The organism is Streptomyces sp. NPDC048415 (assembly GCF_040651675.1).
Taxonomy (GTDB): domain Bacteria; phylum Actinomycetota; class Actinomycetes; order Streptomycetales; family Streptomycetaceae; genus Streptomyces.
Genome location: NZ_JBEZKJ010000002.1, coordinates 178,645 through 199,662 on the forward strand (window position 1 = coordinate 178,645; position 21,018 = coordinate 199,662).

The 21,018-nt window shown below is 70.4% G+C and carries 20 protein-coding genes and 1 pseudogene; 10 read left to right on the forward strand and 11 right to left on the reverse strand.

Annotated elements, in window-relative coordinates; translation table 11 throughout:
• Positions 1–23: 23 nt before the first annotated feature.
• Complete coding sequence (locus AB0D27_RS02415) at positions 24–356, forward strand: ATP/GTP-binding protein (RefSeq protein WP_362501151.1); 333 nt, start codon at positions 24–26, stop codon at positions 354–356.
• A gap of 15 nt (positions 357–371) precedes the next feature.
• Here the strand turns inward: AB0D27_RS02415 and AB0D27_RS02420 are convergent, their stop codons facing one another.
• Positions 372–1,217 (reverse strand): ABC transporter permease, encoded by an 846-nt coding sequence (locus AB0D27_RS02420; RefSeq protein ID WP_362501153.1) that lies wholly within the window; start codon positions 1,215–1,217, stop codon positions 372–374.
• Positions 1,214–2,464, reverse strand: a complete 1,251-nt coding sequence (locus tag AB0D27_RS02425; protein WP_362501154.1) for an ABC transporter ATP-binding protein — start codon at positions 2,462–2,464, stop codon at positions 1,214–1,216. The genes AB0D27_RS02420 and AB0D27_RS02425 overlap by 4 nt, the downstream gene beginning before the upstream one ends.
• A 376-nt stretch (positions 2,465–2,840) precedes the next feature.
• Here AB0D27_RS02425 and AB0D27_RS02430 point away from each other — a divergent pair, with 376 nt between their 5' ends.
• Positions 2,841–3,755, forward strand: a complete 915-nt coding sequence (locus tag AB0D27_RS02430; RefSeq protein WP_362501156.1) for a hypothetical protein — start codon at positions 2,841–2,843, stop codon at positions 3,753–3,755.
• Here the strand turns inward: AB0D27_RS02430 and AB0D27_RS02435 are convergent.
• From AB0D27_RS02435 to mce, 5 genes are all read right to left on the reverse strand, one after another.
• Entirely contained in the window at positions 3,736–4,506 is a 771-nt protein-coding gene (locus AB0D27_RS02435) for an ABC transporter permease (RefSeq protein ID WP_362501158.1), read from the reverse strand. The two genes, AB0D27_RS02430 and AB0D27_RS02435, sit on opposite strands and share 20 nt — an antisense overlap.
• Before the next feature lie 2 nt (positions 4,507–4,508).
• Positions 4,509–5,459 carry an ABC transporter ATP-binding protein gene (locus AB0D27_RS02440; RefSeq protein ID WP_362501160.1) on the reverse strand — a complete coding sequence of 317 codons (951 nt, stop codon included), beginning with the start codon at positions 5,457–5,459 and terminating at the stop codon, positions 4,509–4,511.
• A 240-nt stretch (positions 5,460–5,699) separates the two neighbouring features.
• The gene (locus tag AB0D27_RS02445) at positions 5,700–6,635 is read right to left on the reverse strand and encodes a cellulose-binding protein (protein WP_362501162.1); all 936 of its coding nucleotides are present in this window, start codon (positions 6,633–6,635) and stop codon (positions 5,700–5,702) included.
• A 183-nt stretch (positions 6,636–6,818) separates the two neighbouring features.
• The gene (gene scy, locus AB0D27_RS02450; protein ID WP_362501164.1) at positions 6,819–10,667 is read right to left on the reverse strand and encodes a polarized growth protein Scy; all 3,849 of its coding nucleotides are present in this window, start codon (positions 10,665–10,667) and stop codon (positions 6,819–6,821) included.
• 243 nt (positions 10,668–10,910) lie between these two features.
• On the reverse strand, positions 10,911–11,351 hold the full coding sequence (gene mce, locus AB0D27_RS02455; RefSeq protein WP_362501166.1) for a methylmalonyl-CoA epimerase: 441 nt from the start codon (positions 11,349–11,351) through the stop codon (positions 10,911–10,913).
• 147 nt (positions 11,352–11,498) lie between these two features.
• Between mce and AB0D27_RS02460 the strand changes: the two genes are divergently transcribed.
• The 3 genes and pseudogenes from AB0D27_RS02460 to AB0D27_RS02470 form a co-directional block, all read left to right on the forward strand.
• On the forward strand, positions 11,499–12,701 hold the full coding sequence (locus AB0D27_RS02460; RefSeq protein ID WP_362501168.1) for an acetyl-CoA C-acetyltransferase: 1,203 nt from the start codon (positions 11,499–11,501) through the stop codon (positions 12,699–12,701).
• Between the two features lie 39 nt (positions 12,702–12,740).
• Positions 12,741–13,697: a methylmalonyl Co-A mutase-associated GTPase MeaB gene (gene meaB, locus AB0D27_RS02465; protein ID WP_362501413.1), complete on the forward strand. Its 957-nt coding sequence runs from the start codon at positions 12,741–12,743 to the stop codon at positions 13,695–13,697.
• A gap of 296 nt (positions 13,698–13,993) precedes the next feature.
• Positions 13,994–15,241 (forward strand): annotated as a pseudogene (locus AB0D27_RS02470) (MFS transporter); the annotation flags it as partial.
• A gap of 53 nt (positions 15,242–15,294) precedes the next feature.
• Here AB0D27_RS02470 and AB0D27_RS02475 read toward each other — a convergent pair.
• From AB0D27_RS02475 to AB0D27_RS02490, 4 genes are all read right to left on the reverse strand, one after another.
• Positions 15,295–15,771: a MarR family transcriptional regulator gene (locus AB0D27_RS02475; RefSeq protein WP_362501170.1), complete on the reverse strand. Its 477-nt coding sequence runs from the start codon at positions 15,769–15,771 to the stop codon at positions 15,295–15,297.
• A 92-nt stretch (positions 15,772–15,863) separates the two neighbouring features.
• Positions 15,864–16,619 (reverse strand): AIM24 family protein, encoded by a 756-nt coding sequence (locus AB0D27_RS02480; RefSeq protein ID WP_362501415.1) that lies wholly within the window; start codon positions 16,617–16,619, stop codon positions 15,864–15,866.
• Positions 16,620–16,660: 41 nt separating this feature from the next.
• A complete protein-coding gene (locus AB0D27_RS02485; RefSeq protein ID WP_362501172.1) occupies positions 16,661–17,311 on the reverse strand; it encodes an AIM24 family protein in 651 nt (216 codons plus the stop codon).
• 1 nt (position 17,312) lies between these two features.
• Positions 17,313–17,945 carry an AIM24 family protein gene (locus tag AB0D27_RS02490; RefSeq protein WP_362501417.1) on the reverse strand — a complete coding sequence of 211 codons (633 nt, stop codon included), beginning with the start codon at positions 17,943–17,945 and terminating at the stop codon, positions 17,313–17,315.
• 195 nt (positions 17,946–18,140) lie between these two features.
• Between AB0D27_RS02490 and AB0D27_RS02495 the strand changes: the two genes are divergently transcribed.
• From AB0D27_RS02495 to AB0D27_RS02515, 5 genes are all read left to right on the forward strand, one after another.
• On the forward strand, positions 18,141–18,488 hold the full coding sequence (locus AB0D27_RS02495; RefSeq protein WP_362501174.1) for a DUF3817 domain-containing protein: 348 nt from the start codon (positions 18,141–18,143) through the stop codon (positions 18,486–18,488).
• Positions 18,485–18,778, forward strand: coding sequence for an MTH1187 family thiamine-binding protein (locus AB0D27_RS02500; protein WP_362501176.1), 294 nt, complete (start codon positions 18,485–18,487; stop codon positions 18,776–18,778). The genes AB0D27_RS02495 and AB0D27_RS02500 overlap by 4 nt, the downstream gene beginning before the upstream one ends.
• 140 nt (positions 18,779–18,918) lie before the next feature.
• Positions 18,919–19,680, forward strand: a complete 762-nt coding sequence (locus tag AB0D27_RS02505) for a hypothetical protein (RefSeq protein WP_362501178.1) — start codon at positions 18,919–18,921, stop codon at positions 19,678–19,680.
• Positions 19,677–20,357: a DUF4166 domain-containing protein gene (locus tag AB0D27_RS02510; protein ID WP_362501180.1), complete on the forward strand. Its 681-nt coding sequence runs from the start codon at positions 19,677–19,679 to the stop codon at positions 20,355–20,357. Before AB0D27_RS02505 ends, AB0D27_RS02510 begins: the two co-directional genes overlap by 4 nt.
• A complete protein-coding gene (locus AB0D27_RS02515; RefSeq protein WP_362501182.1) occupies positions 20,354–20,992 on the forward strand; it encodes a helix-turn-helix domain-containing protein in 639 nt (212 codons plus the stop codon). The genes AB0D27_RS02510 and AB0D27_RS02515 overlap by 4 nt, the downstream gene beginning before the upstream one ends.
• Positions 20,993–21,018: the final 26 nt, after the last annotated feature.

Consider the following 21,018-nt stretch of genomic DNA (forward strand, 5'->3'; position numbering starts at 1 on the left):
TGTATAGCTCCGTGAGGTGTCCCGTGTCCCCGCGTCGCAACCGTCCGAAGGGCGCCGGACCGTCCGGTCAGAGCGCGGAGGAGGACCGCTCGGGCCGCTACGGCGGCTGGCAGTCCACGGAGAGTTGGCAGGGCGAGGAGTGGAGCGTGCGCCATGTGGCGGGGGCGAGCGCGGAGGGCAAGACCTACCGTTGCCCCGGCTGCGACCAGATGATCGCCTCCGGCGTCCCGCACGTGGTGGCCTGGCCGGAGCACTCGGGCGTCGACGAGCGGCGTCACTGGCACAAGGCCTGCTGGAACGCGAAGGACCGCCGCACCTCTCGGGTGCAGCGGTCCCGTAACGCGCCCAGATTTTAGGGCCGTTCCTCCAGGTCACACGTCACGGCGCTCCAGCAGGACGAACGCGCCGGCGATCGCTGCCGCCGTGACCCCCGCGAGCAGGCCCAGTTGCGCGCCGCCGTGGCCGCTCTCGCTGTCCAGCCGGAAGATCCTGGCAAGCGCGTTCGGAGCGTTGTACTCCTGCATCTTCTCGCCGATCGTGCGCATGCTCTCGGACATCATCAGGAACGCGGGCATGATCGCCGGCACCAGCACGACACCGAGCATCGTGGTGATCGCGCCCGCCGAGTGACGCAGCATCGAGCCCACGGCGAGCGCGAGGACACCGAGCAGCGAGACGTACAGCGCGCCCATGATCACCGTCCCGCCCCACGAGACCGTGGACGAGCCGCCGTGCATCCCCGAAGTGATCAGACCGACCAAGCCGATCGCGAAGGCCGAGACGGCGAACGCCACCACGAAGAAGATGATCAGCTTCGCGGCGAGCACCCGGTAGCGCTGCGGCGAGGCCGTGAACGTCGTACGGATCATGCCCGTGCCGTACTCGGACGAGACCACCAGGACGCCCAGCGTGATCAGGCAGATCTGCCCGAGCATCAGGCCGAAGAAGGCCGGGATCGTGTACGGCACATCGCCGAAGTCGGCGTTGGTGGTCTGCGCGGCGACCAGGAAGCCGATGCCGATCACCAGAAGCAGGAAGGTGCCGAGCGTCCACATCGTGGAGCGCACCGACTTGATCTTCGTCCACTCGGAGGTGAGCGCGTGACCGAGGTGGGTGCGGGTGATCGGGATCGGCGAGGTGTACGAGCTGCCGGGCGCCGCCTGCCAGTGGGGGGCAGCGGCGGCCTGCTGCGGCATCGGGTGCTGGGGCGTGCTCATCGGGCGTCCTCGGGCTTGGTCAGGTCGGGGGCGGCGGCGGGCGCGGCGGGCGGCTGCGCGGGGGCCTGGGGCGCGGACTGGGCGTACGGGTTGGCGGCCGCGGCGTCCGGAGCCGTGGGGGCGCCCGGAGCGCCGTACGGACCCGGCCGGCTGGCGACCGGAGCACCGCCGTACGGACCATGCTGGCCCTGCGGCATCGCGAACGGCTGGCCGCCCTGCTGGGGCGGCGGCGGGGCGTACCAGCCCGGCTGGCCCTGGCCAGGCACCGGCATCTGCGGCGGCGGCATCGCGCCCGGCGGCAGCTCCTGCTGGAGCCCGGCCTTCTGGTCGATGGTCGAGCGGTAGTCGACGGCGCCCTGCGTCATCCGCATGTACGCCTCCTCCAGCGAGGCCTGGTGCGGCGACAGCTCCCACAGGCGTACGTCGGCGGAGTGCGCGAGGTCGCTGATACGGGGCAGCGGCAGACCGGTGACACGGAGGGCGCCGTCCTGCTCGGGCAGCACCTGGCCGCCCGCCTCGGTGAGCGCGGCGGTGAGCTTCTCGCGCTGCTGCGGCTCCGTGTCCGGGGTGCGGACCCGGGCGAAGTCGGCCGAGTTGTGCGAGATGAAGTCCTTGATGGTCATGTCGGCGAGCAGCTGGCCGCGCCCGATCACGATCAGGTGGTCGGCGGTGAGCGCCATCTCGCTCATCAGGTGCGAGGAGACGAAGACCGTACGGCCCTCCGCCGCGAGCGACTTCATCAGGTTGCGCACCCAGAGGATGCCCTCGGGGTCGAGGCCGTTGACCGGCTCGTCGAAGAGCAGCACCTGCGGGTCGCCGAGGAGCGCCGCCGCGATGCCGAGCCGCTGGCCCATGCCGAGCGAGAAGCCCTTGGAGCGCTTCTTGGCCACGTCCTGGAGGCCGACGACCCCGAGCACCTCGTCCACCCGGCGGGCCGGGATGCCCGACAGCTGGGCGAGGCACAGCAGGTGGTTGCGGGCGTGCCGGCCACCGTGCACGGCCTTGGCGTCGAGGAGCGCACCGACCTGGCGGGGCGCGTTCGGCAGCTTGCGGTACGGGAAGCCGCCGATCGTCACCTGCCCGGCGCTGGGGTTGTCGAGGCCGAGAATCATCCGCATCGTCGTCGACTTGCCCGAGCCGTTGGGCCCGAGGAAGCCGGTGACGGCACCCGGCCGCACCTGGAAGGAAAGGTTGTACACGGCCGTCTTGGCGCCATAGCGCTTCGTCAGGCCGACTGCCTCGATCATGCTCCGCACCCATCGAAAGGTTCAGGACGTCGGGGCGCACGCCCCCGTAAGGGTTAGGAGGATATCGGGGCGCTGACGGTTCCGCTCAAGAGAAAGTAAAAGTACGCAGGTCACGGGCGCAACGCGCGCTCACTCTTGTCAGGTACGGGTCGTCCCTGGTCAGACGTCCCGCAGGGCCGCCGGGACGCTTTCCGGAAGCGGGCCGTCCCGCCCGGCCGTCCCGCGGGGCGTGGGTTGGGCGTCACGGCCACCGGGAAGAATCGCCCTCCGGGACAACGAATGCGATGAACCTGGTTGCGGGGTTGGCGACTTGAGCGGACCGGGGTGGTGGGACCGGATGGCGCGGGGCCGGACGCATCCCCGCTTTCGCACTTCCGTGCGCTGGTGGATCGCCGGGCGCACGGTCCATGCCCTGCTGCTGATGACCCTCGGCGCACTCGCGGGGCTCGCCGTCGCCATCGCTGCCGTGTGGACGCTGAGCGAGTCCTCGCCGCGGTCCGTCGGGGAGCGGTTCTCGGACAAGGAGCAGCTCCTCGACCTCAGCCTCACCGTGCTGCGGGCCTGCGTCGGCACGGACAACCTCCAGCCGGAGCCGGACAGTACGCCGCATCAGCTGCTGGCCACGCTCGCCTCGGTCACCGGATCGCTGGTGCCCGCGGTGCTGCTGGGCATCGTACTGATCAAGATGTTCACGGTCCGGCCGCTGGTGTGGCGCGGCAAGGCGAGCGTCTCGCTCGCCACGATGTCGCATTCGCCGGTTTTCGCGCAGGCGCACCGGGAGGGCGAGCTCGCGGTGATCGCGGTGCGCTTCTACCAGCACCTCCTCAACGTGGACATCAAGGACGCGCGCGCCGAGGCTCACTTGCGTTTCCTCGAGGAGTCGCCGCGTCGCGACGGTCTGTTGGCCCTGTACAAGCAGCGGCTCAAGGTGGTCGGGGAGGACGGCGCGCTGTGCGATGAGCGGGTGTGGTGCGTGGTGGAGCAGACGGCGCCCTTCACGCTGTGGATACCGGTCGGCTCCGCCGTGGACTCGCTCCCGCTCACCTCGCTCCAGGGCAAGGATCTGCGCGGCCTGCGCGGTGTACGCATCCTGGTGCGCTTCAGCGCGCGGGCGGTGGGCACCGGCACGGAGTTGAGCGACGAACGCTGGTTCAGCCTGGACGACGAGAGCCTGGAGCTGGGCCAGTTCGTGCCCGTGAAGCCGGACCTCGACCTTCCGGTGAACGCCTGGGAGGGCTGGCGGGAGTTCGACGCTCTTCGTCCCGCGGAACCTACGCGTCCCGCTTCTTGAGCAGCGCGTAGCCCCCGATGAGCGCCACGGCCACCCACAGCACCATGATCGCGAGGCCGCCCCAGGGACCGTACGGAGTGTCGTCGCCGATCGGGGTCACGACTCGCATGATCTTGCTGCCGGCCTGGTCGGGGAGATAGCGGCCGACCTTCTTGGTCGCGGAGACCGCGCCGAGGATGTTGGAGATCAGGAAGAAGAACGGCATCAGGATGCCGAGCGAGAGCATCGGGCTGCGCAGCATCGCGGCGACACCCATCGAGAAGACGGCGATGAGCGTCATGTAGAGGCCGCCGCCGATCACCGCGCGCAGCACGCCGGTGTCGCCGATCTGTGCCTTGTGGGTGCCGAGCATCGCCTGCCCCAGGAAGAAGGCGACGAAGCTGGTGATCATGCCGACGACGAGGGCGAGGCCGGTCGCCACCGCGATCTTGCTGAAGAGGAACGTGCCGCGCTGCGGGACCGCGGCGAGCGAGGCGCGGATCATGCCGGTGCTGTACTCGTTGCCGACGACGAGCACCCCGAACACGATCATCGCGAGCTGACCGAGGGTCATGCCCGCGAAGCTGATGAACGTCGGATCGAACGAAAGCCTCTCCCTCACGCTCATCCTGTCGAACTCGTTCTTGGACAGCAGCGAGATCAGGACGCCGAGAGCGATGGTCACGACCGCGGCGAGACTGAGCGTCCACACGGTGGACGACACGGACCGGATCTTGGTCCACTCGGACTTGAGGACCTGGGTCGCCGCCATGCTCAGGTCTCCTTGTTCCAGCCGCCGCCCCACTCCTGGGGCGGGGCCTCGGTGTGCGCGTGGTACTCCACCGACTCGGCGGTCAGCCGCATGAACGCCTCCTCCAGCGAGGCCTGCTGGGGGCTGAGCTCGTGCAGCACGAGCTGGTGCTGCGCGGCCAGCTCACCGATGAGTTCCGGTTTGCCGCCGTCCACCTCCAACGTGCCGCCGCCCCTCTCGACGACGGTGATGCCCGCGCCGTGCAGCACGTCGAGCAGCCGCTCGCGCTGGGGGGAGCGGATACGGACGTACGAGCGCGAGTTCCGCTGGATGAAGTCGGCCATGGAGGTGTCGGCGAGGAGTCTGCCCTGGCCGATGACGACGAGGTGGTCGGCGGTCAGCGCCATCTCGCTCATCAGATGGGAGGAGACGAAGACCGTACGGCCCTGCGCCGCCAGTGACTTCATCAGGTTGCGGATCCAGTGGATGCCCTCGGGGTCGAGCCCGTTGACCGGCTCGTCGAACATCAGGATGCGCGGGTCGCCGAGCAGCGCGCCCGCGATGCCGAGCCGCTGGCCCATCCCCATCGAGAAGCCCTTCGCCTTCTTCCGCGCCACCGCGGTGAGCCCCACCGTGTCGAGGACCTCGTGCACCCGCGCCTTGGGGATGCCGTTGCTCTGCGCGAGACAGAGGAGGTGGTTGAAGGCGCTGCGCCCGCCGTGCATGGCCTTCGCGTCCAGCAGGGCGCCGATGTACTTCAGCGGGTCCTTGAGGTGGTCGTAGTGCCGACCGTCGATCCGTACGTCGCCGGCGGTGGGCCGGTCGAGCCCGAGCATCATCCGCATCGTCGTGGACTTCCCGGCACCGTTGGGACCGAGGAAGCCTGTCACGATGCCCGGTCTGACGGCGAACGTGAGGTTGTTGACCGCCACCTTCTCGCCGTACCGCTTGGTCAGCGCCTCGAGCTCGATCATGCGGCCACGCTAAGTCGGGCGGGTTGGCGGTGCCACTTGGACGGGGAGGGGGTGCCGCTTGTTCGCCGTGGCTGACTGCTGCGCCGTGGGGGCTTGTCGCGCCCACGCGGCGCAGCCGCACATGTCACGGCCTCGCGCCCCTTGCGGGGCGTCTCCCGTCTACCAGGGGCGCCTCTCTCGTGCCCACGCCGAAGGCCCGCGCCCCCGGCGGGGGGTGCGGGCCTTCGCTGTGATCAGGAACTAGCGGGACTGCTGGGCCGGAACCCCGCGGGAGATCGGCTCGTCCTCGGCCGGTGTGCCGGCGGCGGCCACCGCTGCGCCCGTGAGCGTCGCGAGCATCTCGCGGACGTTCGTGAGCTGGGCGTTGATCGAGTCGCGGCGGTTGGTGAGGGCGGCCAGCTCGCGCTCGGATTCCGAACGGATGCGGTCGGCCTTGGCGTTCGCGTCGGCCACGATGTCCTCGGCCTGGCGCTGAGCCGTCTCCACCGTCTGGCGGGCGCGGCGCTCGGCGTCCGTGCGCAGCTTCTCGGCCTCCAGGCGGAGCTGCTCCGCGCGGTGCTCGATCTCCGCGAGACGCTTCTCGGCCTTGGCCTGACGCGAGGCCAGGTCACGCTCGGACTGCTCGCGGCGCTTGGCGAGGTTCGTCTCGAAGTCCGCGGCGGCCTGGGCGGCCTTGGCGCGGGTCTCCTCGAAGAGGGCGTCCGCCTCCTCACGCTTGGACTGCGCGTCCTTCTGCGCCTCCTGGCGCAGCTGCGAGGCGTCGCTCTTGGCCTTCTCGACGATCCGGACGCCCTCGTCCTCCGCCTTGGACTTGCGGTCCGCAGCGAACGATTCTGCGTCGTTGCGCACCTGCTGGGCCGCCGACTCGGCGAGCTCACGGTGCTGCTCGGAAGCGCGACGGGCCTCCTCGCGCAGGTCCTTCGCCTCCTCCTCGGCGAGGCGGAGGATCTTCTCGACGCGCGCGCCGAGACCCGCGTACGACGGCTCGGCGTCGCTGACCTGGGCCTGGGCGTTCTGCGTCTCGAGGTGGAGCTCCTCGATGCGCTTTTCCAGAGCAGTGATACGGGCCAGAGCGCTGTCACGGTCGGAGACGAGCTTCGAGATGCGTTCGTCCACCTGAGCGCGGTCGTACCCACGCCGCACAAGCTCGAAGCCGTAGGGGGAAGTGTCGCTCATGGGGTTCCTGTCGAATGAGACCGGTGAGGTGATAGGGGGAATCCTAGGGGTCAAAGCGGTGTGTCATCGAGCGGATACGTGTTTGATCTGGAGAATGAGACTCCTTTTGGGTGGCTAACTGTCGGAGAGCTTGCCAGGTGCCGTGCCAAAGGTCCTCGCAAGGCATGGAATCTGTGCTTCTGGCTAGCCCTCTGACGTCTTGCCACCCGAACGAGTCGCGCCCGCCGCGGCACCCGCCTTTACCCCACCGTCCTTGTTTCCGGACGGGGCCTCAAAGGACTCCAACGCCTCCAGCACGTCCTGGACACGGGAGATCTCCGCATTGATGTCCTCACGCCGGCGCACCAGGATCTCCAGGTCCCGCTTGCCCTCCTCGACCGCCGCCTTCGCCTCGCGGATCGCCTCGGACCTGATCTTCTCGGCCTCGGCGATGACCGAGGTCTTCTTCTGCTCGGCCTCCTTGAGGAGACCCTCCGCCTTCTTGACGGCGGCGATACGCACCTTGCTCGCCTCGGAGTTGGCCTCCGAGAGCAGGTCCTTCGCCTTCGCCTCGGCCTCGGCGAGCTGGTCCTCGGCGGCCTTCACCAGCGCGTCGCAGCGCTCGCCCGCCGTCTTCATCGTCTCGGCCGACTCACGGCGGGCCCGCTCGTGCAGTTCCTCGATCTCGCTGGTGATCCGGTCGCGCAGCTCCTCCGCGCGCTCCCTGATCGCCGTCGCGTCCCGGCGCGCGCCGACCAGCAGCTCGTCCGCGTCCGTACGGGCCCGCTCCACAAGGGAGTTGCCCTCCACGGTCGCCTCGGAGACCAGGCGCTCGGCCTCGCCCCGCGCCACGCCGACCATCGTGTCGGCCTGCGATTCGGCGTCCGCCGTGGTCTTCTGCGCGCTCTGCTGAGCCTCCGAGAGCAGCTTGTCCGCCTCGGCCGCCGTCTCCGAGATGAGCGTGTCGACCTGCTCGGCCGCCTCGGAACGCCGCTTGTTGGCCTCCTGGCGCGCCTCGTCCAGCGTGCGCTCGGCCTCCTCGCGCGCCGACGAGGTGAGCCGCTCGGCCTCCGCCGCCGCCTCCGTCCTGACGCGCTCGGCCTCGGTGCGGATCCGCTCGGCGTGCTGCTGTGCGGAGCCGACCGTCTCGGCGGCCTCGGCCCGCAGCCGCTCCGCGTCACCGGTCGCGTCCGAGATGAGCTTCTCGGCCTTGGCGACGGATTCCGTCCGTACGCGCTCGGCCTCGGCGTTCGTCTCCGCCGCGAGCCGCTCGGCCTCCGCCGCCGCCTCGGTGATGAGGGTGTCCGCCTGCGTGGCCGCGTCCGAACGGATCCGGTTGGCGTCCTCCCGGGCGTCCGCACGGGCGCGCGCGGCTTCCTGTTCGGCGTTCGCGATGGCGTCCGACGCTTCGGTGCGGACCCGCTGGGCGTGCTCGGCGGCGTCCGAACGCAGCCGGTCCGACTCGGCGATCGCCTCCGAAACCGTGCGCTCCGCGAGGGACTTGGCGGCCTCCGTCTCCTCGGCCGCCTCCCGCCGGATACGGCTCGCGTCCTCGGACGCCCGCTCCCGCTCGGCGTACGCGTCGGAGCGGACCCGGTCCGCCTCCTGCTGCGCCTCGGTCCGCGTACGCTCCGCCACGTGCTCGGCGGCGCTGCGCAGACCGGTGATCTCCTCCTGCGCCTGCTCGTGCAGTCCCGCCACGGCGTCGCGCACCTGCTGCGCGGTCTGCTCGGCGCTGGTGACCATCTCGTTCGCGCGCCGGTCGGCCTCCTCGACCAGCCGTACGGCCTCGGTCTGGGCCTCGTCCACGCGCTTGCGCGCGGACGCGAGGAGCTCCTCGCTCTGCTCCCGGGCCCGCTCGCGCTCCTGGTCGGCCTCCTGGCGCGCGGAGCCGAGGAGTTCCTCGGCCTCGCGGCGGCGCCGGGCGGCCTCCTCCTGCGCGGCGGCCAGCGTCTCGGCGCCCTCGGCCGCCAGACGCTCGGCCGCGGCCTGCGCCTCCGCCCGTACCCGGTCGGCGCTGTCCTGGGCTTCCGACTTCAGCCGCTCGGCCTCCGCCGCGGCCTCCGAACGCAGCCGTACGGCGATGGCCTCGCCCTCGGCGCGTGACGTGGACGCGTCCGCCGCGGCCTCGTTGCGCAGCCGGTCCGCCTCGGCCTCGGCCTGCGCCTGGAGCGTACGAATCCGCTCGGCGGCCTCGGAACGCAGCCGGTCCGTCTCCTCGGCGGCCTCCCGGCGGATCCGCTCGGCCTCCGCGCGCGCGTCCGTCAACGCCTGCTCGGCAGAGGCGAGGCGCTCCTCGGCCTCCGTGTGCAGCCGGGTCAGGCCCTCGGCCGCCTCGGCCTGGCGAGCGGCTATGGCCCGCTCGGTCTCCTCGCGCAGCTGCCCGGCGGCCCGCTCGGCCTCCGTCTGGATCGCCTCGGCCTGCTCGACGGCCTCCGCGCGATGCCGCTCGGCCTCCGTGCGGGTGCGCTCCAGGGTCTCCTCGGCCTGCCGGCGCAAGGTGGTGGCGCGCTCGATGGCCTCGGTGCGGACCTTCTCGCTGTCCGCCGTGGCCGTCGTACGCAGCTCGTCCGCGTCCGCCTTCGCCTTGGCCAGCAGCTCCTCGGCGGTCTTGGCCGCCTCCTCGATCTGCTGGACGGCCTCGCGCCGGGCCTCGGAGCGGATGCGCTCGCCCTCGGCGACCGCGTCGGCGCGCAGCGTCTCGGCCTCGCCGCGCAGCCGGCGCGCCTCCTCCTGCAACTCGACCGTCTTGGCGCGGTACTCCTTGGTGTCGTCCTTCGCCGCGCCCTTGAGCTCCTCGGCGATGTCGTGCGCCTGGGAGCGCAGCCGGTCCGCCTCGGCCTCGGCCTCGGAGCGGATCCGCTCGGCCTCGTCGGCGGCGGCCTTGGTGGTCTTCTTGGCGTCCTCGGACGCCTTGTTGAGCACGTCCTCGGCGGTACGGGCCGCCTTGGCGAGCTGGGAGGCGGTCTCCTCGGCGGTGAGGCTGCGGGCCTTCTCGCTGGCCGTCGCGATGATGTTCTCGGCCTCGGCGCGGGCGTCCGCGACGATCTGCTCGGCGTCGGACTTGGTGGTCTCGGCCTCCTTGGTGGCCTCGCTGACCAGCCGGGCGACCTGCTCCTTCGCCGTACGCGTGCGCTGCTCGTTGGCCGACTCCGCGCCGGCCAGGGCCTTGGCCGCGGCATCCTTCGCCTCGGTGAGAACCTTTTCCGCCTCGGTCCGCGCCTCGCGCAGCGCCGTCTCGGCCTCCGACATGCGCTGCTCGGCGGCCCGGCTCAGCTCGGTGGCCTGGCGGCGGGCGGTGTCCGATTCGGTCGCCGTGGAGCTGCGCAGCTGCTCGGCGTGGTCGGTGGCCTCCTGGGCCTGCGTGGAGGCGGCGTTCAGCAGCCGCTCGGCGTCCGTGCGGGCCCGGCGCAGCAGCGCCTCGGCCTCGGCACGGGCCGACTCGGCGTCGGCGGTGAGCCGCTGGCGGGCCTCGGCGGCGATCCGCTCGGCTTCGGCACGGGCGGCGGCAAGGGCCTGGTCGGCCTCGGCGCGCGACTCCTCGAGGAGACGGCGGGCCTGCGACTCGGTGCGGGCGCGCAACTGCTCGGCCCATGCCACGTTCTCGTTGACGTGGGACTCGACGGTCTGGCGGCGCTCGGCCAGCTCCTGGTCGAGCTGCTGGCGACGGGAGACCGCCTCCTGGTGCAGCTCCGCCTGGAGGCGGGCGGCCTGTTCGGCGTGCTCCTGGAGGATCCGCTGCGTCTGCGCGCGGGCCTGGCTGAGCTCGCGCTCGGCGTCCGAACGCAGCTGGTCGGCCTGGATCTGGGCGTTACGAAGCAGCTGCTCGGCCTGATAGCCGATGTCGGCGCCGTCGTAGGCAGGACGGGTCGCCAGACTGCGCCGCGCCTCGTGCAGCTTGGCGCGCAGCACCTCGACCTGATAGCCGAGGTCCTCGGCGTGCTGGACGGCCTTCTCCCGCTCGGTCTTCAGCCGCTCCATCTCGGCCTCGAACCGAGAGAGGTGGTCGACGTCAGCCGCCGGCTCTCGCTCCTGGCGTTCGTAGCCCCGCACTGCGCGGTCCCATCCGTCCCCTGGTCGCAAGTCTTTCCGAACGAGCTCCGTCCATCCGCCGAACGGGGCCCCCGGGGAATGGTGTCAGATCAACGGCGGAGCATGGGCTGCTGCCCCGACGCTCGTCCCCCGAAACCTGGACCCCGGCCCTCGATCCTGCTCGTTGGAATGCGGCAGGACCTCGGCCGTCCCCCCTCAAAGGCGACGGCCGCCCCCAACCCTACCGGCCCAGATATACGGAGGTCAGTGCTCAGGTGACTCAACAGCCGCCGAAGTGACCAGTTCTGTCAGGACACCATGGCAATCCTTTGGGTGGAGGAAGGTGATCCGGGACCCCATGGACCCGATCCGGGGCTCGTCGTAGAGCACCCGTACGCCCTTGCCCCGGATGTCGGCGGCGTCCGCGTCGACATCCGCGGTGCCGAAGGCGATGTGGTGCACCCCCTCACCGTTCTTGGCCAGCCACTTCCCGACCGCGGAGTCCTCGCGGGTGGGTTCGAGCAGCTGGAGGTAGGAGGCGCCGCCGTCGGACGTCTCATTGATCTTGAGCATGGCCTCTCGTACGCCCTGCTCCTCATTGACCTCGGAGTGGAAGACTTCGAAGCCGTACGTCGCACGGTAGAACTCGACGGTCTTGTCGAGGTCGAAACAGGCGATCCCGATGTGGTCGATTCGCGTCAGCATGGAGTCAGTGCAGCGCTCCCGAGGTGGTTACGCAACGTGCGCGCGATCACACTCCGGCCCGGATGACGGGTGGCCTACCGCTCAGTACATTCAAGTAAACCCTCGTTCACTCCTCGGCTGTGCAAGCCGGTAAGGGGATCGCACCTCATGTCTGGAACGAACAGCAGTACATCGGTGATCGTCGCGGGCGCCCGTACGCCCATGGGACGGTTGCTGGGCTCGCTGAAGTCCTTCTCCGGAGCCGACCTCGGAGGCTTCGCGATCAAGGCCGCCCTCGACCGTGCGGGGATCGGCGGCGACCAGGTGCAGTACGTGATCATGGGCCAGGTGCTCCAGGCCGGGGCAGGGCAGATCCCGGCACGCCAGGCGGCGGTCAAGGCCGGCATCCCGATGAGCGTCCCGGCGCTCACCATCAACAAGGTGTGTCTGTCGGGTCTGGACGCCATCGCGCTCGCCGACCAGCTGATCCGCGCCGGTGAGTTCGACGTCGTGGTCGCGGGCGGCCAGGAGTCGATGACCAACGCGCCCCACCTGCTCCCGAAGTCCCGCGAGGGCTTCAAGTACGGCGCGATCGAGATGCTCGACGCCATGGCGTACGACGGTCTGACCGACGCCTTCGAGAACATCGCCATGGGCGAGTCGACGGAGAAGCACAACACGCGACTGGGCATCCTGCGGCCCGAGCAGGACGAGATCGCCGCCCAGTCCCACCAGCGCGCCGCCGCCGCCCAGAAGAACGGCATCTTCGAGGCGGAGATCACGCCGATCGAGATCCCGCAGCGCAAGGGCGAGCCCGTCGTCTTCAGCAAGGACGAGGGCATCCGCGCCGAGACCACGGCCGAGTCGCTCGGCAAGCTGCGCCCCGCCTTTACCAGGGACGGCACGATCACCGCCGGTACGTCGTCGCAGATCTCGGACGGCGCCGCCGCCGTCGTCGTGATGAGCAAGGCCAAGGCGCTGGAGCTGGGCCTCGAGTGGATCGCGGAGATCGGCGCGCACGGCAACGTGGCCGGGCCGGACAACTCCCTCCAGTCGCAGCCCTCCAACGCCATCCTGCATGCCCTGAAGAAGGAGGGCCTGGACGTCTCGGACCTCGACCTGATCGAGATCAACGAGGCCTTCGCGGCCGTCGCGGTCCAGTCAATGAAGGACCTCGGGGTGTCCCCGGAAAAGGTGAACGTCAACGGCGGCGCCATTGCCCTCGGTCACCCGATCGGGATGTCCGGTGCCCGGCTCGTCCTGCATCTCGCCCTCGAGCTGAAGCGGCGCGGCGGCGGCGTGGGCGCGGCGGCGCTGTGCGGTGGCGGCGGTCAGGGTGACGCGCTGATCGTGCGGGTATCCAAGGCCTGACACGCGTTTTCCTACCGACCTCTCGTGAACGGAGCTGTGATGCAGGACGTCTCCTCGCTGGTGGCCCAGGCCAGGGAAGGACGGCCGCGGGCCGTGGCCCGGCTGATCTCCCTGGTGGAGGGGGCGGCACCGCAGCTCCGGGAGGTCATGGCGGCGCTGGCCCCGCTGGCCGGCAACGCGTACGTCGTCGGGCTCACGGGGTCGCCGGGCGTCGGCAAGTCCACCTCGACCTCGGCGCTGGTGACGGCGTACCGGCGGCAGGGCAAGCGGGTCGGAGTGCTGGCCGTCGACCCGTCGTCGCCCTTCTCCGGAGGCGCGCTGCTCGGCGACCGCGTCCGCATGTCCGAGCACGCCTCCGACCCCGGCGTGTACATCCGCTCGATGGCGACCCGGGGCCACCTGGGCGGGCTCGCCTGGGCCGCGCCGCAGGCCATCCGCGTCCTGGACGCGGCGGGCTGCGACGTGGTCCTGGTGGAGACGGTGGGCGTCGGCCAGTCGGAGGTCGAGATCGCGTCCCAGGCCGACACGTCGGTGGTGCTGCTGGCCCCCGGAATGGGCGACGGCATCCAGGCGGCCAAGGCCGGAATCCTGGAGATCGGCGACGTGTACGTCGTCAACAAGGCCGACCGGGACGGCGCGGACGCGACCGCCCGCGAGCTCAACCACATGCTGGGCCTGGGAGAATCCCGGGGCCCCGGTGACTGGCGGCCCCCCATCGTCAAGACGGTCGCCGCCCGCGGTGAGGGTATCGACGAGGTCGTCGAGGCACTGGAGAAGCACCGGGCGTGGATGGAGGAGCACGGGGTGCTCGCCGAGCGGCGGCTCGCCCGTGCGTCCCAGGAGGTAGAGACGATCGCCGTCACCGCCCTGCGTCAGCGCATCGGTGATCTCCACGGCGACCGGCGCCTCAGCGCGCTCTCCGAGCGGATCGTGGCCGGACAACTCGACCCGTACCGGGCCGCCGACTCCCTGGTGGAGGGCTTGACGGAGGGCTGATGGGGGGTGGACGCGGGGCGTTGGTATTTTTCGCCCCCGCCGTCCCTACCCTTCCCGATCTGGGGCTCCGCCGCAGACCCCGTTCGCGCAGTTCCCCGCGTCCCTGTCCAGGGGCGCAGCGCCCAGGGTCGAAAACCAGGGGTCAACTCCGAGCGCCCGCTAATAATTGGGGCCGCATGTTCCTCCTCTTGGCATAGGGGCCGCCCAGGCCCGCGACGGACCGGCAGCACTCGGTGCTGCGTCGTCGCGGCACCCCGGCGTCCCCCGGTCCGCCTCGCTGTCGAGGAACCTTCCGCATGTCTGCGACCCTCCCGCGGCCCTCCTACGCCGCCCTCTTCCACATCCCCCACACCCGCCGCACCTTCACCGCCTCCGTGGTCGGCAGGCTGTCGTACGGCCTCGTCTCCCTGGCCATGATGCTCACGGTGACCCGCGCGACCGGGTCGTACGCCGTGGCCGGCACGGTCATGGCGCTGTTCGGCGCGATGAGCGTGTTCCTGTCGCCCGCGAGGGCGGCCCTGATCGACCGGTACGGCCCCCGCCGTGCCCTCACCCCGATGGCCTCCCTCTACGCGACCCTGCTCGCCGCCTTCGCGGCGGCAGCCTGGCGGCCGGGAGCACCGGCGGTGGTACTGGGCGCACTGGCCGTCGCCGCGGGCACCTGCACGCCCCCACTTGGTCCCACGATGCGTGCCGTATGGGGTGAAGTCGTCGAGGACAAGCTGCTGTTGCAGCGGGCGTACAGCCTGGACGGGGTCGCGGAGGAGATCCTCTTCGTCTCGGGGCCGTTGCTGGTGGGTGCGGTCGTGCAGGTCGCGCCCCCGGCCGCCGGGGTCGCGCTCAGCGCCCTGCTGGTGTGGGCCGGAACGCTCGCGTTCGTGCTGTCGCCGGTCGTGGCGGGCGTACGAGCGGCCGCGGGGAAGAAGTCCGCACGCTTCGGGAGCCGGTCGCGTGGCGGACGCGTGCTCGTGCAGCCCGTGGTCGTCGCGGCGGGCGTAGGACTGTCCCTGGGGGCCATCGACCTCCTGGTAATGGCCTTCGCCCGGCAGCGCCATCACGGAGACGACATGGTGGCCTGGGTACTCGCCGCGCTGTCGGTGGGCAGCGCGCTGGGCGGTCTGCTGAACGGCGCCGTCAACTGGCGTAGGTCCGCGCGGGTGCGTCTGCCGTTGCAGGTCGGTGGCCTGGGCCTCGCCCTGCTCGCCGCGGGGCCGGCCCCCGGCCTCGGCACGCTGACCCTCGCCGTGACCTGCGCCGGCTTCTTCGTCGCCCCGGCCCTGACCACGTCCTACCTGATCGCCGACGAGGCGGCCCCGCCCGGCTACCGCACCCAGGCGGGTGCCTGGGTCAACACCGCGGTGAACGCCGGGAATTCGGGCGGCGCGGCGGGGGTGGGCCTGCTGGTGGGCCACCTGTCCCTGGGCCTGTGCTTCGCGCTCTCGGGAGCGGTGGCGGTCGCGGCGGGGCTGATCTCGGTATGGGAGTTCGCACCACCCCGCGCCCCCTCAGGGGCGCGGGAAACGGTGCGACCAGCCAGGAACAGCCCGCGGCCTAAGGACAGCCCGCGGCCTAGGGACAGCCGGCGACTTCGGGACCGCTACGGTTTACCCCGCTGCCCCCGCAAATGCTCGGCGATCGGCCGCAATGACTTGTGCAGGTCCTCCAGCGCCTCGGGCGACAGCAGATCGATGAAGTGCCTCCGCACAGACGCCACATGATGCGGCGCGACCTTCTTCATCGTCTCCATGCCGTGCTCGGTGAGGACGGCGTACAGTCCCCGGCGGTCGGACTCGCAGTTCTCGCGGCGGACCAGATCCGCGTTCTCCATGCGGGTGATCTGGTGCGAGAGGCGGCTCTTGGACTGGAGGGTGGCGGACGCGAGGTCACTCATCCGCATCCGTACGCCCTCCGACTCGGAGAGGTTCACCAGGATCTCGTAGTCGTTCATCGTCAGCCCGAACGGCTGCAGATCCCTTTCGAGCTGGTACGTCAACAGCCTGTTGACCTCCAGGTGGGTGCGCCAGGCGCACTGCTCCGCATCGGTCAGCCAGCGCGTGGCCGTCTCGGTCTCCATGAATGAAGTCTACCTAAAATGTTGAAAGGCGAACTAGTGAGGGTGGTGTGACTGCGCGCACGCGTTCGATGTCACACTCCGCAGACTACCGCTCACAGCCCGAAGCGACGCTGGAGGTCCCCCAGCTGTCCGGGAAGGCGCGGTGCGCCGGCTTGCTGTCCCTGGTGGCCGTGTACCCCGCCCGCGCCCGGTACGCCGGGCTCGGGCGGGACGGCTCCCGTGGCCTGCTCGGCCATGAGGGTTTCCGAGGACTGGAGCAGCACCGTGCCGGCCCCTACGAACTCGAACTGGTGCTCCTCTCCGGAGGCCCCGCCGAGGCCCGTCATCGCACGTAGACCGCCCATTACGCCTGTCATGTACCCGTGGTCGTAGTGATGGCAGGGGGACGGGCAGTCGGCCCAGCCGACCAGGGCCTGCGGGTCCACCCGGATCGGGGGTTCCATGAACACCACCGGACCGTTTGATGCGGCCACGAACTTGCCGGTTCCGATCAGGGTCAGAAAGCCCGGCACGATCGACTGCTTGAGGGCAAGACTTGGCTGAAAAGCGAGCAGGTTGCCCGAGCGAATGGTCAGGTTGCCGTCGTCAAGGTCGTACGAATTGACGTCGAAGGCCCGGTCGGCGAGCAGCATCTTGCCCGAGCCCTCCGCCACGACCCAGTCGCTCGCGTGCAATGGCGAATGGAATGACGTACGGATGAGGCGATCGAGCCGGCCGTGGCCGATGCCGTTGAATTGCATCGAGCCGTAGTAGGCGATCATCTTGCCCTTCTGCAGGAACCACTGGCTGCCCTTGAGCTCCACGCAGAAGGTGTACTTGTTGACGTTGTCGTCGACCGGAAGCGTCATCGGGTCGTAGACCGTCGGGCCGTCCGGAGTCCCGTACGCGCTCACAGCTTCTCCTCCGAGGCCTGGACGTAGACCGCGCCATTGCCGCTCAGCTCCAGCTGGAAGGCCTCGCCCGAACCGCGGCCCACCATGTCGCGCCAGCCCAGCGCCGTGGACAGCTTGTTGCGGACGTCGCCGTGGTGCGCCACGTACGCCTGCGGGTCGACGTGGACCGGGCGCTGCGGGGTGATCGGGATCTGGAAGACGCCGCCGTGCGCCATGACGGCGACCGCGCCGTGGCCTTTGAGGGTGGTGGTGAACAGGCCCTGCCCGCTTACCTGGCCGCGGACCATACCCATGACGCCGCCCTGCGAGCCCAGGAACATCGTCCCCTGCTGGAGCGTGCCGTCGAAGGCGAGCAGGCGGTCCGCCTCGACGTACAAGGTGTCGCCGGTGAGATTGATCACCTGGATGTGGTGGCCGCCGTGCCCGAAGAGCACCGTGCCGGAGCCCTCGACGGTCATCAGGGGCGTGGCCTCGTTCGCCAGGCGGCGGCCGATCATCGACATCACACCGCCCTGACCGCTCTGGATGTTGGGCGTGAAGGAGACCTCACCCTTGTAGGCGAGCATCGCGCCGCGCTGGCTGAACATCCGCTGGCCCGGCATCACCGTGGCCTCGATCACCTTCGAGTTCACTTCGCGAAAGGGCATGTCACACGTCCCCCGCGATCGTGTTGCGCTCACTGGGCTGCACATAGACCAGACCGTCGCCCTCGAAGCGGATCTGGAACGCCTCACCGCCGCCCTCCCCGAGGAACGTGCGGAACGTCACACCGGACTGGAGGGACTGGCGCACATTGCCCTGGTGCGCGATATAGGCGCCCGGGTCGACCGTCAGCGGGTACTGGGAGCTGACGCGGAGCACCACAGCGGGCCCGTCCGACATGATCGCCGCCTGCCCATGGCCCTCGACGGTGGTCGTGAACAGCCCGTTGCCCTGGGAGGCGCCGCGCAGACCGGTGAAGGTCGTGCCCGTCCGCAGTCCCGCGTCCGTCGCGAGCAGGTTGCTCGACTCCACGTACAGCTTGTCCCCCTGGAGGCCGACGAGGTTGATTTCGGAGGCCCGGTCCGCGAACCAGCAGGTCCCGTGCCCCTTCACCTCCATCACCGTCATCTGCTCACCTGTGAGGCGCCGGGTCACCATCCCCCTTATCCCCTCACCACCCCCGCTCAGCTTCTTGAACGCCATCTGGCCGTCGTACGCGACCATCGAGCCGTTCTTCGCCTTCACGGCGTCCCCGGTCATGTCGACGGCCAGCACCTTGCTGCCTTGAAGTCGGAACATCGCCACGTGGTGAAGGTAGCCGCCGGGTGGGGGCGCGGACAGGGCCCACGGGTGGATCTCACCCCTGAGCGGACCCTTAGGGGGCCCGGGGGCGGCCCTCGTACGGCCCGGATGCCACAATGGGTGGGCGCTTGTGCTCGCGTTCACAAAGCGGCGATCCCACCGATAGCGACTCTCCCCCTCCGAAGGTGACCCGTGGACATAAAGACCGCCACCGCCCTCCGACGTCTCCGCCTGGTCTCGGCCCCCGAGGCCGTGTCCTTCCTGCTGCTGCTCATCTGCTCGGTGCTGAAGCGGACCACGGACTTCAACGCGGTGCCCGTGATGGGCTCCATCCACGGTGTTCTCTTCATCCTGTACGTGGTCTTCTGGGCGGACGCGTGGAACCGCACGAAGTGGAGCGCCGGGACCGGACTGCTCTACTTCGTTCTGTCCGTTCTGCCTACCGGCGGCTTCTTCGCGGAGCGCAAGCTGCGACGTGAGGCCGAGGACGCGGTCATCGCCTCCCGCGCCCGCCGCGAGGGAGTCGTGGAGACATCATGATCGTCGCCTTCTCCGTGACGCCGCTGGGCGTCGGCGAGGACGTGGGGGAATACGTCGCCGACGCCGTCCGGGTCGTCCGTGAGTCGGGTCTGCCGAACCGCACCGACGCGATGTTCACCTCGATCGAGGGGGAGTGGGACGAGGTGATGGCCGTCGTCAAGCGGGCCGTCGCCGTCGTCGAGGAGCGGGCGCCGCGTGTCTCCGTCGTTCTGAAGGCGGACATCCGTCCCAATGTGACGGACGGTCTGACCTCCAAGGTGGAGACGGTGGAGCGGCACCTGTCCGCCTGAGCGCCCAGGGAGAAGCCCCGGTCCCCAGGACCGGGGCTTTTTCATGCCCAATGGTTTGAGCGATCGCTCAAACCGTTGTAGTGTCCGCGACAGCTGATTGAGCAGTTGCTCAAAAGGGCCATTGAGGCGGGGGTTTGGAAATGGGGCTGACGGGGCTCTACGTAGAGGCGCATATACGAGGCGATCTCGACGAACTGTGGGCGCGCACGCAGGACCCCTCGCACCATCAGCGCTGGGACCTCCGCTTCTCCGAGATCGACTACCTCCCGCGCGCGCAGGGCGAGCCGCAGCGCTTCCGGTACGCCACACGCGTGCTGCCCTTCCTGACCGTCGCCGGCACCGGCGTCTCGGCCGGCGAGAAGGAACGCCCCGACGGCACCCGCACCTCCGCACTCCGCTTCGCCTCGCCGCACCCGCTCTCCCTGCTCGCCGAGGGCAGCGGCTATTGGCGCTACGTCCCCGACGCCGACGGAGTCCGTTTCCTCACCGGATACGACTACCGCCCGCGCTGGGGCCGTCTCGGAGTCGTGGCCGACCGGCTGCTCTTCCGCCCGCTCATGGGCTGGGCGACGGCCTGGTCCTTCGATCGCCTCCGGCTCTGGCTGGAACGGGGCATCACACCGGAGCGGGCGCTGCGCAACTGGCTCGCCGAGCTGGCGGTACGCGCCCTCGCCCTGCTGGCCGCCGGCTCGGGCCTGGTGTGCGGGGCGCTCATGGACGCCGCGGGCCCGCTGGCACCGCTCGTCCTCTTCGCGACGCCGGTACTCGCCGTACTGGCCGTTCTGGCGGCCCTCTGCACGCCTCCGCTGCCGGGCACCCCGGCGGCCCGCCGCTGCCTGCGCACGCCGCCCGCCCCGATACGCGCCCCGCACCTCCTGACCACCCTGGAGCAGCAGTCATGACCTCGATGTTCCGCACGGTGATGGGCGCCGACTTCGACCGCCTCCACCCGCAGCTCCAGCGCCGCTTCTCCGTGGGCCTGATCACCGGGGAGGCGTGCACCGGCCACGGCGTGATGGACCGCGTATGGCACGGCCGGGGCTTCGTCAAACCCTTCCTCGCCCTTGGCGGCACCCGCAACATCCTGGTCCCGCGCGCGGGCCGGGAGGTCCCCTTCCGTATCGAGAACGTGCCGTACGCCGACAGCTTCGGCCGTGAGACGGTGACGTTCGTGCGCACCTTCGACCTGCCCGGCCGCTCCCGTCGCTTCGACGCCCAGATGGTGCTCAGCCCCAAGGGCGACCGCGTCCTCGACTACCTCGGTACCCATCAGCACCTCGCCAGCGACCTGTACTTCCACGCCGAGCCCGACGGCTCCCTGCTGATCCGCTCCGGCGAACACCGGTTCCGTGAGGGCCCGGTGGACGTCCGTGTCCCCGAACTCATCGGCGGTGAGGCGGAGGTGAGGGAGTCCTTCGACGACGCGGCCGGCCGCTTCCGCATCCAAGTACGCGTGGTCAACCGTTACTTCGGCCCGTTCTTCGGCTACGAGGGCTCCTTCCGGGCGACGTACACCGACATCGCCACCTGCGGCGTACGACCCGGTCTGCGTCCCGTGCGCGAGGAGGCGCGGGCGTGAGCGAGGACACGAAGACGAAACTCCTCGACGGGGCGTTGCGGACGCTCACCGAGCAGGGGATCGCGAAGACCTCGGCCCGCACCATCGCGGCGACCGCCGGGGTCAATCAGGCGCTCGTCTTCTACCACTTCGGCTCGGTCGACGAGTTGCTCGCCGCCGCGTGCCGGTACGGGGCGGAGCAGCGGGTCGGGCGCTATCGCGACCGCCTCGCCGGGATCTCGTCCCTGTCCGAACTTCTCGCCTTCGGGCGGGAGATGCACGAGATCGAGCGGGCCGAGGGGCATGTCGCCGTCCTCGGTCAACTTCTCGCCGGCGCGCAGACGCACCCTCGCCTCGGCCCCGCCACCGCCGCCGGGCTCGACCTCTGGATCACGGAGATCGAGAAGGTCCTCACGCGCGTCCTCTCCACCACCCCACTGGGCGAATTCACCGATCCCGTGGGGCTCGCCCGTGCGGTCGCCGCGTCCTTCGTGGGCATCGAGCTGTACGAGGGTGTCGACCCCGCCGGAGCCTTCTCGGCCCTCGCCGCCCTCGAACAACTCACCGTCCTCGTCGCCGCCCTGGAATCCCTGGGCCCCCTCGCCCACCGCGCCATCCGCCACCACGTGCGGCGCACCACGAACCGCCACGCCTGACCCCGGCCGATCGTCCCCCGGCACCC

Coding starts and splice junctions, on each gene's coding strand:
- AB0D27_RS02460 (WP_362501168.1), top strand. CDS start 11,499: ATGTCTGGAACGAACAGCAGTACATCGGTGATCGTCGCGGGCGCCCGT.
- AB0D27_RS02490 (WP_362501417.1), bottom strand. CDS start 17,945: ATGTTCCGACTTCAAGGCAGCAAGGTGCTGGCCGTCGACATGACCGGG.
- mce (WP_362501166.1), bottom strand. CDS start 11,351: ATGCTGACGCGAATCGACCACATCGGGATCGCCTGTTTCGACCTCGAC.
- AB0D27_RS02500 (WP_362501176.1), top strand. CDS start 18,485: ATGATCGTCGCCTTCTCCGTGACGCCGCTGGGCGTCGGCGAGGACGTG.
- AB0D27_RS02445 (WP_362501162.1), bottom strand. CDS start 6,635: ATGAGCGACACTTCCCCCTACGGCTTCGAGCTTGTGCGGCGTGGGTAC.
- AB0D27_RS02510 (WP_362501180.1), top strand. CDS start 19,677: ATGACCTCGATGTTCCGCACGGTGATGGGCGCCGACTTCGACCGCCTC.
- AB0D27_RS02440 (WP_362501160.1), bottom strand. CDS start 5,459: ATGATCGAGCTCGAGGCGCTGACCAAGCGGTACGGCGAGAAGGTGGCG.
- AB0D27_RS02475 (WP_362501170.1), bottom strand. CDS start 15,771: ATGGAGACCGAGACGGCCACGCGCTGGCTGACCGATGCGGAGCAGTGC.
- AB0D27_RS02425 (WP_362501154.1), bottom strand. CDS start 2,464: ATGATCGAGGCAGTCGGCCTGACGAAGCGCTATGGCGCCAAGACGGCC.
- meaB (WP_362501413.1), top strand. CDS start 12,741: ATGCAGGACGTCTCCTCGCTGGTGGCCCAGGCCAGGGAAGGACGGCCG.
- AB0D27_RS02435 (WP_362501158.1), bottom strand. CDS start 4,506: ATGGCGGCGACCCAGGTCCTCAAGTCCGAGTGGACCAAGATCCGGTCC.
- AB0D27_RS02505 (WP_362501178.1), top strand. CDS start 18,919: ATGGGGCTGACGGGGCTCTACGTAGAGGCGCATATACGAGGCGATCTC.
- AB0D27_RS02480 (WP_362501415.1), bottom strand. CDS start 16,619: ATGACGCTTCCGGTCGACGACAACGTCAACAAGTACACCTTCTGCGTG.
- AB0D27_RS02420 (WP_362501153.1), bottom strand. CDS start 1,217: ATGAGCACGCCCCAGCACCCGATGCCGCAGCAGGCCGCCGCTGCCCCC.
- AB0D27_RS02485 (WP_362501172.1), bottom strand. CDS start 17,311: ATGCCCTTTCGCGAAGTGAACTCGAAGGTGATCGAGGCCACGGTGATG.